At 71.2% G+C, this 9,373-nt stretch carries 30 protein-coding genes; 28 read left to right on the top strand and 2 right to left on the bottom strand.

Translation table 11 applies throughout. The features are described from left to right. Window positions 1-38 precede the first annotated feature (38 nt). Both J2S42_RS41605 and J2S42_RS41610 read right to left on the bottom strand, forming a co-directional pair. Window positions 39-827 carry a GntR family transcriptional regulator gene (locus J2S42_RS41605; RefSeq protein WP_307233879.1) on the bottom strand — a complete coding sequence of 263 codons (789 nt, stop codon included), beginning with the start codon at window positions 825-827 and terminating at the stop codon, window positions 39-41. 4 nt (window positions 828-831) lie between these two features. Next, a complete protein-coding gene (locus tag J2S42_RS41610) occupies window positions 832-1,362 on the bottom strand; it encodes a GntR family transcriptional regulator (RefSeq protein ID WP_307233881.1) in 531 nt (176 codons plus the stop codon). 287 nt (window positions 1,363-1,649) lie between these two features. On the opposite strand from J2S42_RS41610, the gene J2S42_RS41615 reads away from it, so the two are divergent. The 28 genes from J2S42_RS41615 to J2S42_RS41750 all read left to right on the top strand — a co-directional run bounded on the left by J2S42_RS41615 (window position 1,650) and on the right by J2S42_RS41750 (window position 9,340). Further along, complete coding sequence (locus tag J2S42_RS41615) at window positions 1,650-1,964, top strand: hypothetical protein (RefSeq protein ID WP_307233883.1); 315 nt, start codon at window positions 1,650-1,652, stop codon at window positions 1,962-1,964. A 70-nt stretch (window positions 1,965-2,034) separates the two neighbouring features. Further along, complete coding sequence (locus J2S42_RS41620) at window positions 2,035-2,406, top strand: TroA family protein (RefSeq protein ID WP_307233885.1); 372 nt, start codon at window positions 2,035-2,037, stop codon at window positions 2,404-2,406. Beyond that, entirely contained in the window at window positions 2,403-2,654 is a 252-nt protein-coding gene (locus J2S42_RS41625; RefSeq protein ID WP_307233887.1) for a hypothetical protein, read from the top strand. Before J2S42_RS41620 ends, J2S42_RS41625 begins: the two co-directional genes overlap by 4 nt. After that, a complete protein-coding gene (locus J2S42_RS41630) occupies window positions 2,651-2,839 on the top strand; it encodes a hypothetical protein (RefSeq protein ID WP_307233889.1) in 189 nt (62 codons plus the stop codon). Before J2S42_RS41625 ends, J2S42_RS41630 begins: the two co-directional genes overlap by 4 nt. Then, window positions 2,836-3,105: a hypothetical protein gene (locus J2S42_RS41635; RefSeq protein WP_307233891.1), complete on the top strand. Its 270-nt coding sequence runs from the start codon at window positions 2,836-2,838 to the stop codon at window positions 3,103-3,105. Before J2S42_RS41630 ends, J2S42_RS41635 begins: the two co-directional genes overlap by 4 nt. Next, entirely contained in the window at window positions 3,102-3,359 is a 258-nt protein-coding gene (locus J2S42_RS41640) for a hypothetical protein (RefSeq protein ID WP_307233893.1), read from the top strand. The genes J2S42_RS41635 and J2S42_RS41640 overlap by 4 nt, the downstream gene beginning before the upstream one ends. Then, entirely contained in the window at window positions 3,356-3,592 is a 237-nt protein-coding gene (locus J2S42_RS41645; protein WP_307233895.1) for a hypothetical protein, read from the top strand. Before J2S42_RS41640 ends, J2S42_RS41645 begins: the two co-directional genes overlap by 4 nt. Window positions 3,593-3,823: 231 nt before the next feature. After that, on the top strand, window positions 3,824-4,036 hold the full coding sequence (locus tag J2S42_RS41650; RefSeq protein ID WP_307233897.1) for a hypothetical protein: 213 nt from the start codon (window positions 3,824-3,826) through the stop codon (window positions 4,034-4,036). Window positions 4,037-4,041: 5 nt separating this feature from the next. Next, a complete protein-coding gene (locus J2S42_RS41655) occupies window positions 4,042-4,347 on the top strand; it encodes a hypothetical protein (RefSeq protein WP_307233899.1) in 306 nt (101 codons plus the stop codon). Continuing rightward, window positions 4,344-4,472 (top strand): hypothetical protein, encoded by a 129-nt coding sequence (locus J2S42_RS41660; protein WP_307233901.1) that lies wholly within the window; start codon window positions 4,344-4,346, stop codon window positions 4,470-4,472. The genes J2S42_RS41655 and J2S42_RS41660 overlap by 4 nt, the downstream gene beginning before the upstream one ends. Beyond that, window positions 4,469-4,702, top strand: coding sequence for a hypothetical protein (locus J2S42_RS41665; protein ID WP_307233903.1), 234 nt, complete (start codon window positions 4,469-4,471; stop codon window positions 4,700-4,702). The genes J2S42_RS41660 and J2S42_RS41665 overlap by 4 nt, the downstream gene beginning before the upstream one ends. Next, window positions 4,699-4,932 (top strand): hypothetical protein, encoded by a 234-nt coding sequence (locus J2S42_RS41670; RefSeq protein WP_307233905.1) that lies wholly within the window; start codon window positions 4,699-4,701, stop codon window positions 4,930-4,932. The genes J2S42_RS41665 and J2S42_RS41670 overlap by 4 nt, the downstream gene beginning before the upstream one ends. After that, complete coding sequence (locus J2S42_RS41675) at window positions 4,929-5,081, top strand: hypothetical protein (RefSeq protein ID WP_307233907.1); 153 nt, start codon at window positions 4,929-4,931, stop codon at window positions 5,079-5,081. The genes J2S42_RS41670 and J2S42_RS41675 overlap by 4 nt, the downstream gene beginning before the upstream one ends. Continuing rightward, window positions 5,078-5,521 (top strand): Pycsar system effector family protein, encoded by a 444-nt coding sequence (locus J2S42_RS41680; protein WP_307233909.1) that lies wholly within the window; start codon window positions 5,078-5,080, stop codon window positions 5,519-5,521. The genes J2S42_RS41675 and J2S42_RS41680 overlap by 4 nt, the downstream gene beginning before the upstream one ends. A gap of 86 nt (window positions 5,522-5,607) precedes the next feature. Continuing rightward, complete coding sequence (locus tag J2S42_RS41685) at window positions 5,608-5,919, top strand: hypothetical protein (protein WP_307233911.1); 312 nt, start codon at window positions 5,608-5,610, stop codon at window positions 5,917-5,919. Window positions 5,920-6,010: 91 nt separating this feature from the next. Next, window positions 6,011-6,190 (top strand): hypothetical protein, encoded by a 180-nt coding sequence (locus J2S42_RS41690; RefSeq protein ID WP_307233914.1) that lies wholly within the window; start codon window positions 6,011-6,013, stop codon window positions 6,188-6,190. After that, a complete protein-coding gene (locus tag J2S42_RS41695; RefSeq protein ID WP_307233916.1) occupies window positions 6,187-6,435 on the top strand; it encodes a hypothetical protein in 249 nt (82 codons plus the stop codon). The genes J2S42_RS41690 and J2S42_RS41695 overlap by 4 nt, the downstream gene beginning before the upstream one ends. Window positions 6,436-6,631: 196 nt before the next feature. Continuing rightward, window positions 6,632-6,862, top strand: coding sequence for a hypothetical protein (locus J2S42_RS41700; protein ID WP_307233918.1), 231 nt, complete (start codon window positions 6,632-6,634; stop codon window positions 6,860-6,862). 81 nt (window positions 6,863-6,943) lie between these two features. Further along, window positions 6,944-7,108, top strand: a complete 165-nt coding sequence (locus J2S42_RS41705; RefSeq protein WP_307233920.1) for a hypothetical protein — start codon at window positions 6,944-6,946, stop codon at window positions 7,106-7,108. Further along, window positions 7,108-7,320, top strand: a complete 213-nt coding sequence (locus tag J2S42_RS41710) for a hypothetical protein (protein WP_307233922.1) — start codon at window positions 7,108-7,110, stop codon at window positions 7,318-7,320. Before J2S42_RS41705 ends, J2S42_RS41710 begins: the two co-directional genes overlap by 1 nt. Then, window positions 7,317-7,538: a hypothetical protein gene (locus J2S42_RS41715; protein WP_307233924.1), complete on the top strand. Its 222-nt coding sequence runs from the start codon at window positions 7,317-7,319 to the stop codon at window positions 7,536-7,538. Before J2S42_RS41710 ends, J2S42_RS41715 begins: the two co-directional genes overlap by 4 nt. Next, the gene (locus J2S42_RS41720) at window positions 7,535-7,732 is read left to right on the top strand and encodes a hypothetical protein (protein WP_307233926.1); all 198 of its coding nucleotides are present in this window, start codon (window positions 7,535-7,537) and stop codon (window positions 7,730-7,732) included. The genes J2S42_RS41715 and J2S42_RS41720 overlap by 4 nt, the downstream gene beginning before the upstream one ends. Continuing rightward, entirely contained in the window at window positions 7,729-7,932 is a 204-nt protein-coding gene (locus J2S42_RS41725) for a hypothetical protein (RefSeq protein WP_307233927.1), read from the top strand. The genes J2S42_RS41720 and J2S42_RS41725 overlap by 4 nt, the downstream gene beginning before the upstream one ends. Beyond that, window positions 7,929-8,243, top strand: coding sequence for a hypothetical protein (locus J2S42_RS41730; protein WP_307233929.1), 315 nt, complete (start codon window positions 7,929-7,931; stop codon window positions 8,241-8,243). Before J2S42_RS41725 ends, J2S42_RS41730 begins: the two co-directional genes overlap by 4 nt. Further along, entirely contained in the window at window positions 8,240-8,647 is a 408-nt protein-coding gene (locus J2S42_RS41735) for a hypothetical protein (protein ID WP_307233931.1), read from the top strand. Before J2S42_RS41730 ends, J2S42_RS41735 begins: the two co-directional genes overlap by 4 nt. After that, the gene (locus tag J2S42_RS41740) at window positions 8,644-8,958 is read left to right on the top strand and encodes a hypothetical protein (RefSeq protein WP_307233933.1); all 315 of its coding nucleotides are present in this window, start codon (window positions 8,644-8,646) and stop codon (window positions 8,956-8,958) included. Before J2S42_RS41735 ends, J2S42_RS41740 begins: the two co-directional genes overlap by 4 nt. Then, window positions 8,955-9,203, top strand: a complete 249-nt coding sequence (locus J2S42_RS41745) for a hypothetical protein (RefSeq protein ID WP_307233935.1) — start codon at window positions 8,955-8,957, stop codon at window positions 9,201-9,203. Before J2S42_RS41740 ends, J2S42_RS41745 begins: the two co-directional genes overlap by 4 nt. After that, the gene (locus J2S42_RS41750; RefSeq protein WP_307233937.1) at window positions 9,200-9,340 is read left to right on the top strand and encodes a hypothetical protein; all 141 of its coding nucleotides are present in this window, start codon (window positions 9,200-9,202) and stop codon (window positions 9,338-9,340) included. The genes J2S42_RS41745 and J2S42_RS41750 overlap by 4 nt, the downstream gene beginning before the upstream one ends. Window positions 9,341-9,373: the final 33 nt, after the last annotated feature.

Below are 9,373 nucleotides of genomic sequence, written 5' to 3' on the forward strand. Positions count from 1 at the left end.
GTGTTGGCGCACCGGCCGGGGCCGACTTGTTTCTGCTGCTAGGCGCTCGTTTCCGGCTTCCACCGATAGCGCAGTTGCCACCGATTGCCCGGCTTAACGATCACCTCGGCGCTGATGACGGCGCCGTCGCTGTCGTGAACGACCCGGAACGTCCGGAGCATCGGTACGGCCTTCGACAGGCCGAACACCTCGAGTTCCTTCATCGTCGCTCCGCGGGTGGCGAGCAGGTCGTCGAATGCTGCTGGTGCTCGGCCCATCTCCGCAAGTACGGCCGGCGCCCCGCCCTTGATCCTCCGGGCCTCGGCGAGGCGAGTGCCGCGGCCGAGGTCGACGGGGAAGTAGATGTGGTCGTATTCGACGGGCGCACCGTCGAGGAGAAAGACCTGCTCGCGGCAGATGACCGGGTCGCCGAGCTGGATGCCGAACGCCGCCGCAACCTGGCCGGGCGCGGGCACCTCTCCGACACTGCGCAGGTCGATCGAGCGGGGGCGGCCTTCGGTGGCTGGCCGGGTGATCCACGGGTATGCCTCGCCGGCAAGCGGGACGCGTCCGTAGTCGGCCGGCTCGATGGTCTCGTGCGGGGTGGTGCGGACGAAGGTGCCGCTGCCACGGCGCCCTTCGAGGTAGCCCTCCTCTTTGAGGAGGTCGTAGGCGTTCTGGGCCGTCGACCGGCCAGTGTCGTACTGCTCGGCGATGGTCGGGATGGATGGTGCTTGCGAGCCGGGCGGCAGGTTGCCGTCCATGATCTGTGCACGGATCTCGGCGGCGATCTGTGCGCTGCGCTCGCGGTCGACTTTGGGCTTGGGCGGTGGAGTGGGGCTGTTCACCGGGTCACGCGGCCTGCATCTGGTAGCGCAGGTGCTGACCGTCAGACATGGTCATGGCCGCGTACTCGAAGGGTGTGCCGTCGGCGGTGAGGCTGAGCCGGGTCAGGACGAGGACGGGTGCGGTGGGCGTTAGGTGCAGGATGGCGGTCTCCTCTGCGGTGGGGTGACGTGCGGTGACGTCTTCGTGGATCTCGGCGGCGTGGTAGCCGAGCTGGTCGAGCAGGGTGACGGCGCCGCCAGGGATCTTGCCGGGTGTAGCGAGGGCGGTACCGTCGGCGATCGCGGTGGGGTAGTAGGAGTCGGCGATCTCGACGGGTCGTTCGTCGGCGAGGATGAGCCGCCGCCGGAGGACGACGGACGTGCCGGGTTCGACGCCAAGGGCGGCGGCGACGTCGGCGCGTGCAGGAACCGGTCCGGCGTGCAGGATGCGTTGGGTGCCGGTGCGGGACGTGGCCTGCGCCTGTTTGGCCCAGGCGTCTCCCTGTCCGGGTGTGAGGTAGATGGTGGAGTCGCTGGTCCACTTTTCGCTGGTCATGTCCCACCTCCTAGTGCTTGATCGCGGGTCGATCTAGCTGTTCGGAACATTACCGCCGACTCGGTCAGGTTTCTTCGGTGTCATCTGCCCGAGAGTGCTTGTGACTTTACCGTCACGGCGGTAACGTCCTCAGCATAGGTAAAGGAAAGCCCCACGTCGATCACAGTCCTGGCAGACCTCGACGCGGGGCACCCGCAACCCCCACGAAAGGGGCTACGCGTGCACGCTACCAAGCCGCGTACCGCACTCACCGTCACCGGCCGGACGTTCGCCCGTGAGGTGACCGCATGACCCGGCCCATCTACCCGCTGTCCGAGCTCGGCGAGCCGCACCCCGGCTGGTGCCACATCCGCCACAACGGCGAGGTCCCGCACCGCTCGCACCCGCGGGACGTCGACACCGAGCAGGGCCCGCTGTCCGTGTGGGTGTCCCTGCACGACGGCGACCCGGCCCCGACCGTGCACCTGCTGCCCCCGGGCAGCACGAAGCCGATCAACCTGACCGGCGCCGACGCCGTCCGGCTGGTCTCGTCGCTGACGTACCTGACGGACTCCCGCGCTGTCGACCCGCTGCCGGTCCGCCGCGCGCACGCCAACTCCTGACCCACGTCTCTCGCAGCCCATGTCGGCCGAGAGCCGCGGGCTGATTCCGCCGGAATCAAGGAGCTTCAGCATGTCCAACACCGTCACTGCGGGCCGCCCGGTCCCGCCGCCGTTCACCCCGCCGGCCTCCCCGTTCGCCGACGAGCTGCACCCCGACTGGTGCACCGCGACCGACGCCCGCGGCTGCGGTGTCTGCGGCGCCGCCCACGTCGAGATCGGCTCCACGTTCGACGACTACTCCAAGTCCGCGCAGATCGCCCCCGTCATGGACTCCGAGACCGGGAAGCCGGGCGTGGACATTACGCTCACCTCGGCTGTCGGCGAGACCAGCATCTACTTCACCCCGGACGAGGCCGAGAAGGTCGCCGCCGAGATCCTCGCCGCGGCCCGTACCGCCCGGCGCCCGGTGGCCCGTGCGACCCGGCCGGCGGTCACCCGATGAGCGCCCCGGCCGTTCTCGCCCAGACCGAGGCGCTGACCCCCGGCGACTACTCGTTCGCCGCCGCCTACGCCCTGACCGGTCACGCCCTGCCCGAGAACTTCGCGGGCGTCACCACGGTCGCCGCCGGCCAGTCCGGTGACGACGTCCGGGACGCGCTCACCGCCCGGTTCGCGGACGCGATGGGTGTCGACCCGGCCGACGTGACCCCGCTGGCCCTGCGGCTGCGGCGTACGGCGGTGACCCGATGAAGATCGTCGCCACGGTCACGCTGCAGGTCGGGGAGCGCGTCGAGACGTTCACCGCCGTCACGGACGCGCCGACCGGCCCGGACTTCTGGATCGACGCCCGCGTCACCCTGGACGCCGCGCACCTGCAGGCCACGAACTGGACGCACGACGAGCACCTCGCCGCGCACAAGGCGGCCCGCCGATGACCGCCCCCGCCCTGACCGCGCTCGCGACCGGCGACCACCAGCCGTGGTGCGTCGAGCACCACGGCACCACCTGCTACTCCGCGCCCGACCTCATCCCGAACGTGGACGGCGGGCACTTCGGGCAGCTGATCGTCGAGGCGCACGACGACGGGACGCTCCTCGCGTCCCTGGACGTCGGCATGGTCGCTCTCGACGAGACGGGTCTGCTGGACCTGGCCGCGAAGGCGACCGCTGCGGCGGCCCGGATCGCGCAGGCACGTCGATGAGCACCTGGAAGCCGATCGACCTGGAACTCGCCCACGCCCACAACCTGGAAGAGATCCTGAATTACGCCGCGACCCACGACATCGTCCTCACCCCGACCGGCGACGAGTTCGGCGGGATCGACGACCAGGGTTGGATCAACCTGGAGCACGTCCAGGACCTCGGCGACCTGCTGGAGAAGACCGGCCCGTGGTCGTGGCGGATCTCGGAGGCAGGCCGCCGCCGACTGGCCGTCGCGAACGGGTGGCGACCGTGAACGCCGCCGAACTGGCCGCCGCCGCAGAGGCTGACGTTCTGGCCGCGCTCGCCACGGCCGGTGACGTGCCGGTCCTGGTCGAGGCCGGGCACGTCTGGCACGGTGGCCGGCTGGTCGCGGACGAGGACGCGGCCCTGAACCTGATCGCCCGCGGCCAGGTCCGTGAGGTCGGTACCCAGCTGCAGCTGACCGCGGCCGGCCACAACGCCTACGCCTCCGGTGGTGTCGCGTGACCGGCGAGCAGCAGCCTGCCCCCGAGGCGGACCCGGGTATCGCCCGGCTCCGTGCGGAGCAGCGCGACCCGGCCCGGGTTGCCCGCCGGACCCCCGTGAACGAGCACCCGCGTGAGGAGCGGTCCCGGCGCTGACCGGCGGCTCTGGCCCTCTAACCCGCGTGCACGACGGCACGGGTGGAGGGCTGGGGCGGCCGGGCCAGACCGGGCCCGCCGAGACAAGGAGAACAGCATGGACGCGATCGTCACGATCACCGTCGAGGTCGACGGGAACAGCAAGACGTTCACCGCCAGCACCGCCACGGACGGCAGCCCGCACCGTGCCGCTGACAGCCTCCTGTCCGCCCTCCGCGGCGACGCGGGCGAGTGGGTGCGGGAGCGGAGCGAGGCCGCCCGCGGTCGGCCGGACCGGCTCGTCACCGCCCCGTTCCTGACCGGCCGGTGACCGGCATGGAGACACGCACCTTCGCTGACCTGACCGAGGCGGCGACGATCACCGTCCAGCCCGGAATCTACGACGCGTCGATGAACCTCGCCATCTTCCGGCGCGACGACGCCGTGGCACCCGACATGAGCTGGCTGAACAAGACCGTCCTCGTCGACACAACCCGGACTCTCGACCTACTGATCGCCGACCTGGGCAAGGACATGCTTGTCGAGTCTGGCTGCCCGAACCCGTACTCGTGGTCGGTGCACAGCGCGGCCGTGACGGGCCTGTTCGGTGGCGTGCTGACGCGGATGGAGCTGGCGGCATGACCCCGACCCGCCTGTCCGACGGCTTCACCCGCCGCGCCCCGCTCGCCGGCCGCCGCCGCAACATCGTCCCCGTGCCGTTCGGTCGGCGCCGGATCCGGCGCCGGCGCGTGGAGGTGGCCCGGTGAGCGCCGTAGACGCAGGCTCCGTCGAAGCCCTGCTGCTGGAGGCCGTCGGCCGGGGCGAGTTCACCGTCGACGCTGACAGCCCGACCTGGTTCCGGCGCAACGGCACCCAGGTCGAGTACGACCTGTACGCAAAGTTGAACAACCTGGGCTGCGACGGGTTCCTCGACTACGACGACGCCGACGGCGCCCCGGTCGAACTGACCGAGGCGGGCCGGGAGGTGCTCCGATGAGCCTGGTGTGGACGGCCTGGTTCTCGGGCGTGCTGACCGTGATGGTCGCGACCGGCCCGACGTCCCGCCGCGTGTACGAGTGCCACGACGGCACGTGGGTGCGGGTCACCGACGACCTGCACCCGACCCAGTCGAACACCTGGGAGGAGCACCGGATCGACCCGGTGCCGGCCGCGTCCGCCGTCGAGGTGACCCTGACCGCGCTGGCCGCTGAGGAGATGGCTCGGTGACCGCCGCCCTGACCCCGGAGGAAACCCAGCGGGCCGTCGCCGCCCGGGCGACCGAACTCGCCGCCGCCCGCGGCCAGTCGACGCGGGCGGCTCAGCTCGCGGAGGCATCCCGTCAGGCCGCCGCCCGGAACGAGCGGAACGGCCGATGACCGCCGCCGTCGACCTGACCGGCCCGGTCGAGGCCGCGCACGCCCGGGTCGAGCAGCAGCTGGCGAAGGCGGACACCAAGGCGGGGATCGTGTCCACGTCCGCGGTTGCCGCCGTCGCGGTGTTCGCCGCAGCCGCCGCTGCCACCCACGGCAGTGTCCGGGCCGGGCTCGTCACCGCCGCCGTGGGTGCGTTCGCCGCGCTCGGGGCGACGCTGTCCGCGCTGTGGCCGCGCCTCGGCGGGGACCACGGGTTCGTGCGGTGGGCGGGCATGGCCCCGGACGCGCTCGCGGCCGAGCTGGTCGAGTCGCCGCCGGTGGATGCCGCCGCGGTGGTGGGCCTGTCCCAGACGGCGTGGCGCAAGAACAGGGCGATCCAGGCCGCAATCGTGCTGCTGTTCGTGGCGCCGCTGGCCGGCGTGGTGACGGCGGTCGCGGTCTGAGCGGCGCCCAGAGCCCACCCGACGCGAGCCGGGTGGGCGTGGGGACCGGGCCAGCACACGGCCAGCCCGGAGATGAGGAGATCCACATGAACGTGAACAACATGCAGGAGCACCGCGACCTGGTAGCGCAAATTGTGAGTGAGTTCGGCATCCACCCGAGCTGGGTGGGGATCGATGCCGTCGGTGACCTGAAGATCGGCTGGGACGCCAGCGGCGGTAACGCCATCGTCGACACGAGGGTCGAGCGGTTCTCGGACGGCCTGTGGGGCGTGTTCCGGCACGAGCGCCTGAACCACGAGGCCGAGAGTTTCGAGACGGCGCTGCGCTGGGCTCTGAAGCCGCTGGCCGAGGAGGGCCTCTACAAGACCGGTCCGGTCGGCGCCTTCACGGTCGGCTAGGTCGGCGTCTGACGGCCCCCGCGACGCATCCCGGCGGGTGCGTCAAGGAGACCGCCAGAGCATCCGGCTCAGCGGAGACAAGGAGATCAGCATGAGTTTGACCGAGACGCAGTCCCGTCTCTACCAAGACGTGATCGGCGCCGCCGACGGCGACGACCACCGGGACGTCCTCGCCGGCATGGACGCGTCCCTGGACGACAAGGTGGCGGTCGCTGAGGAGCTGGGCGGCCCGGGTGCGGGCGAGGCGTACCGGCAGGAGGTCGGCCGGTGAGCAGCCCGGTGCAGATGTGGCCGGGCCTGGTCGAGCAGCCGCGCCCCGGCTACGGCTACCTGGTCACCGCCCCCGACCGTAAGTGGTGGGTGTCGGAGGTCGGGCAGCAGTGGGACGCGTGGCCGTGGCCGGAGTGCGAGGCGCCCGGGTTCGACGACCAGGCGTACATGTGGGAGCACCTGCGCGGCCGGGGCACGTTCACGGCCGTCGAGAAGATCACCGAGCTGATCGGGGACCCGCAGTGACGGACGCGTTCACGGCGGTCGTCGCCCAATTCCAGGAGTGCCCGGCCGGACGCCTGTGCTCCTGCCAGCACCCGGGCGGCGAGTACAGCTGTGTCCACTGCCGCTGCGACTGCCCGTTCCCGGACCCGTGCACGGGCGTGGAGTCCCCGGACGCCTGCCAGTGCTGCGGCCGGGACTTCTTCCACCGAGGTGAGCGGTGAGCGCCTACGCCAGCGACGACCGGGTGGTCGTGTTCGGCGGCGGTCACCTCGGCGTGTATCTGCCGCAGGACGACCGGAACGAACGTACCCCGTCCGGCGATGTCCGGCCGCGGACGGAGGGCTGGTTCGCGGCTTACGTGGCCGGCGAGCCGCAGGGTTCGTTCCGGTCGCTGGATGAGGCGGTGGAGTCGTTGATCGGCCCGCCGCGCACCACCGAGGTTCTGTAGTTCCGCGCGGGGAGCAGCGTCCACCTGCCAAGACGAGCGCTGCTCCCCACCACCAACCACCCCCCGAAGGAGGGGATCAGCATGCGACAGGATACGACCTGCAACCACCAGCCCTGCCACTCCTACTGCCCGCGGATCGGCCGTCTCGCCGCCGACGAGGGCCGCCCGCCCGTCCAGCGGACCGGTGTCGGCGCGCTCGCCTCGACCGACACGGTGACCACGTCCAACTCGACCAAGGCGGCGTGATGAAGACCGACTCCCGATCCGCGCACCGATGCCGGCCGCTGACCCGCAGGGCGCCCGGTGGTGATCCGCAGCCGCTCGTGATGCGCGAGTCGTCGATCGCCGCGCTCGCCCTGAACCCGCCGCCCCGCCACGACGTGCTCCTCGGCGCGGGCGGGGTCCTGACCGAGGTGACCGTGGCGGGTACGCCGGTCGCGTCCTGGAGGCTCGTATGACCGGCGCGCAGATGACCGGTGCTCAGATCGACAACGCCGTACACAGCCTCGAAGCCGCCGGCGTCCACACGGCGATCTCGGTCGAGTCGGGGACCGTCAAGGTCGCGGTGCTGTCTACCGTCTACGGCCGGGAGGCGACGATCCGGGTCCTCGCCGGGTTGCTGCCGGACGGGGTCGCGTTCGAGGTCGTCTCCTGGCCGAAGGGGGTGGCGTCGTGAGCCGCACCTGGGTGACCGCCGACGACGGTGTGACGCGACTGGTCGAGATCGTCGCCGACGACGCGATCGCCGGCTACCGGGCCCGCTGTACGACGCACGGCTGGCTGGACACGAACGGCGAGCACGGACTCAACCCGGTGATCGGGTACGCCGGGAACCACATCGACTACGACCACCGGGAGGTGGCGGCATGAGCGCCCCGGTGCTGGCGGAGCCGATCGAGTGCCTGTGCGCGGACCTGGCCGCCGCCGGCCTGCCCGTCACGTGTTGCGTGGAGGGCGGCCGGGTGTGGCTGACCCCGAACGGCCCGGTCGACACGGTGATCGAGGTGCGGGCGCTCGCGGTCGCGCTGCGTCGCGTGCCGGATCCGGTGTGGCGGGAGGCGAGCCGATGAGCGACGACCGGCCCGCAATCCGCTTCGTCAACTACATGTCGGACCGGGAGACGATGAACGCCCGGCTGATCATCGGCCCGTACGAGACGACTGCCGAGCGGGACGCCGACCTGGACCGCCTGTCCGGGCTGCCGCTCGGTGACGACTGCTTCTACGGCGGGCAGGAGTTCGACGCCGCGACGATGGCCGAGGCCAGCGACGGCTGGCATGACGAGACGGTCGAGCCCGCCCAGGTCGCGCACGCCACCACCATCCGCGGCTTCCACGCCGCGTTCGACGGCGTGCCCGAGGACGAGGAGGACGACGAGTGAGCGACCTGTTCTTCGACTGGATGTTCACGCGCCGGTTCGCCAAGCACGCCTACGACGACCGGTTCCTTCTCCACGACGGCACCCGGTACATCGTCTGTAACCTGTCCGACCGCGACCATCAATGCTGGGTCGCTGCGTGGACGGCCGACGGGCAGATGCCGCTGACACCACTCAACGTTCTCAGCGAGCAGCACGTGTGGGAGCGTCAGTATCGGCCCGCCGCGGAGATGATGGCGCTGTGGAACGGGATCTTCAAGCCGGGCGATGACCTGCCCGGGTGTGTGTTCACCGGCCGGTCCTGGGACGGGGTCGCTGTCCGGGACGTGTTTCGGGACTCGGGCTGGTCGACGGACGCCGTCCGCGGTGAGTTGGTCGCGCTGCTCGACGCTGTGGAGGCGTCGTGAGGCCGTCGCGGGAGCTCGACCACCTCATCTGGCCGCACTCCGACATCACGCACATCTGGCCGGACCTAAAGCCCGGCATGACGATCGGCTGGTGGGAGGGGCCCGACGGCCCCGACTACCTGAACGTCCTCGCCGTCCACCCGCCAAACCCGGACGACGAGGAGTGGGTGTACATCGACGCGGTCGAGGGCCGCTTCCGGCGCCTGCCCGGCGACATCTTCGAGGAGATCACACCGGAGATGGCGGACCTGATGGGTGTGATCGTCGTGGCCGAGTCGGCACGGCTGGCCGCGAACGGCGGTGCCTCGTGACCACCATCTACGAGGAGCCGCTGCTGGCCCTCCAGGACACCACGACCCGCGAGACGATGCAGATCGCCTGGGACGGCGACGGGCCCGCGCTCGGCCTGCACTTCGCGCTCAAGCCCGGCATCCGCTGGGTGACCGTCACCAGCGCGGTCGTCGACGACGAGAGCGGGCAGATCACCGTCACGGTCGACGGGGTCGAGTCGACCTGGACCCGCTACTTCCCGGCGACGTACCGGAGGGCGTTATGACCGCCGCGCACGAGGCGGAGCCGGCCGCCCAGACTGCGGAGGAGCTGCTGGCCGAGTTCGGGCGGGACGGCCTGGACGCGACCACAGAGCCGGTCCTGGATCAGATCGTGGCGGGGGAGTGGCCCGCCGGCGAGTAGAGCACGCACGTGAGAACGCCCCGCACGGCTTCG

This window comes from Catenuloplanes indicus (assembly GCF_030813715.1).
GTDB lineage: Bacteria > Actinomycetota > Actinomycetes > Mycobacteriales > Micromonosporaceae > Catenuloplanes > Catenuloplanes indicus.

What these genes read in the sequence shown, in the direction of transcription:
- J2S42_RS41610 (WP_307233881.1), bottom strand. Translation starts at nt 1,362, where the DNA reads ATGACCAGCGAAAAGTGGACCAGCGACTCCACCATCTACCTCACACCC.
- J2S42_RS41615 (WP_307233883.1), top strand. Translation starts at nt 1,650, where the DNA reads ATGACCCGGCCCATCTACCCGCTGTCCGAGCTCGGCGAGCCGCACCCC.
- J2S42_RS41620 (WP_307233885.1), top strand. Translation starts at nt 2,035, where the DNA reads ATGTCCAACACCGTCACTGCGGGCCGCCCGGTCCCGCCGCCGTTCACC.
- J2S42_RS41625 (WP_307233887.1), top strand. Translation starts at nt 2,403, where the DNA reads ATGAGCGCCCCGGCCGTTCTCGCCCAGACCGAGGCGCTGACCCCCGGC.
- J2S42_RS41630 (WP_307233889.1), top strand. Translation starts at nt 2,651, where the DNA reads ATGAAGATCGTCGCCACGGTCACGCTGCAGGTCGGGGAGCGCGTCGAG.
- J2S42_RS41635 (WP_307233891.1), top strand. Translation starts at nt 2,836, where the DNA reads ATGACCGCCCCCGCCCTGACCGCGCTCGCGACCGGCGACCACCAGCCG.
- J2S42_RS41640 (WP_307233893.1), top strand. Translation starts at nt 3,102, where the DNA reads ATGAGCACCTGGAAGCCGATCGACCTGGAACTCGCCCACGCCCACAAC.
- J2S42_RS41650 (WP_307233897.1), top strand. Translation starts at nt 3,824, where the DNA reads ATGGACGCGATCGTCACGATCACCGTCGAGGTCGACGGGAACAGCAAG.
- J2S42_RS41655 (WP_307233899.1), top strand. Translation starts at nt 4,042, where the DNA reads ATGGAGACACGCACCTTCGCTGACCTGACCGAGGCGGCGACGATCACC.
- J2S42_RS41660 (WP_307233901.1), top strand. Translation starts at nt 4,344, where the DNA reads ATGACCCCGACCCGCCTGTCCGACGGCTTCACCCGCCGCGCCCCGCTC.
- J2S42_RS41670 (WP_307233905.1), top strand. Translation starts at nt 4,699, where the DNA reads ATGAGCCTGGTGTGGACGGCCTGGTTCTCGGGCGTGCTGACCGTGATG.
- J2S42_RS41680 (WP_307233909.1), top strand. Translation starts at nt 5,078, where the DNA reads ATGACCGCCGCCGTCGACCTGACCGGCCCGGTCGAGGCCGCGCACGCC.
- J2S42_RS41685 (WP_307233911.1), top strand. Translation starts at nt 5,608, where the DNA reads ATGAACGTGAACAACATGCAGGAGCACCGCGACCTGGTAGCGCAAATT.
- J2S42_RS41690 (WP_307233914.1), top strand. Translation starts at nt 6,011, where the DNA reads ATGAGTTTGACCGAGACGCAGTCCCGTCTCTACCAAGACGTGATCGGC.
- J2S42_RS41705 (WP_307233920.1), top strand. Translation starts at nt 6,944, where the DNA reads ATGCGACAGGATACGACCTGCAACCACCAGCCCTGCCACTCCTACTGC.
- J2S42_RS41710 (WP_307233922.1), top strand. Translation starts at nt 7,108, where the DNA reads ATGAAGACCGACTCCCGATCCGCGCACCGATGCCGGCCGCTGACCCGC.
- J2S42_RS41715 (WP_307233924.1), top strand. Translation starts at nt 7,317, where the DNA reads ATGACCGGCGCGCAGATGACCGGTGCTCAGATCGACAACGCCGTACAC.
- J2S42_RS41725 (WP_307233927.1), top strand. Translation starts at nt 7,729, where the DNA reads ATGAGCGCCCCGGTGCTGGCGGAGCCGATCGAGTGCCTGTGCGCGGAC.
- J2S42_RS41730 (WP_307233929.1), top strand. Translation starts at nt 7,929, where the DNA reads ATGAGCGACGACCGGCCCGCAATCCGCTTCGTCAACTACATGTCGGAC.
- J2S42_RS41750 (WP_307233937.1), top strand. Translation starts at nt 9,200, where the DNA reads ATGACCGCCGCGCACGAGGCGGAGCCGGCCGCCCAGACTGCGGAGGAG.